Source organism: Halomicrobium sp. IBSBa (genome assembly GCF_017612575.1).
Classification (GTDB): domain Archaea; phylum Halobacteriota; class Halobacteria; order Halobacteriales; family Haloarculaceae; genus Halomicrobium.
This window is the reverse complement of the sequence record NZ_JADPQC010000043.1, coordinates 1-443: the sequence shown is the minus strand read 5'-3', so window position 1 is coordinate 443 and position 443 is coordinate 1. Positions and strand designations below refer to the sequence as shown.

The 443-nt window shown below is 65.0% G+C and carries 1 protein-coding gene; it reads left to right on the top strand.

The features are described 5' to 3' along the window. Nucleotides 1-443 (top strand): DR2241 family protein (locus tag IL252_RS17365; protein WP_279634295.1); only part of this gene is annotated, 443 nt, incomplete at both ends.

The following is a 443-nucleotide window of genomic DNA, read 5'->3' as shown; positions in this document are numbered from 1 at the left end:
GTCGACGCCGATTCCGGACCGATACGACCAGTTACGAGAGGGGCTGACGACGACGTGGGGTGAGCTCTCGATTACCGTGACACTGGACGAGGACGACGAGCGGGTGTACGACCTCCGCCACGTCGACGACACGGGGACAGACGCCGATTCGCTGGACGCGTACGACGACCCACTGGACGCCCGTACCCTCGCCAAACACGACGACCGTGACCGCTACCGCCCGCTGAAAACAGCCCCCACTCTCCAGTCAGGCTGGGTGTTTCCCGAACTCGGACCGACGGAGCTAGTCCAGGCGGTGGACTTCTTCTATCCGGCCACGATTTCGAACTGGCACCGTGAGCGCGAGGGCGAGTTGGACGTGAGCCACTGGCGCGACACCGTCGACCGCCAGACCGGGATTTACGGCGTCGTCAAGACCTGGGACCGCGGCGACGGCTACGAAC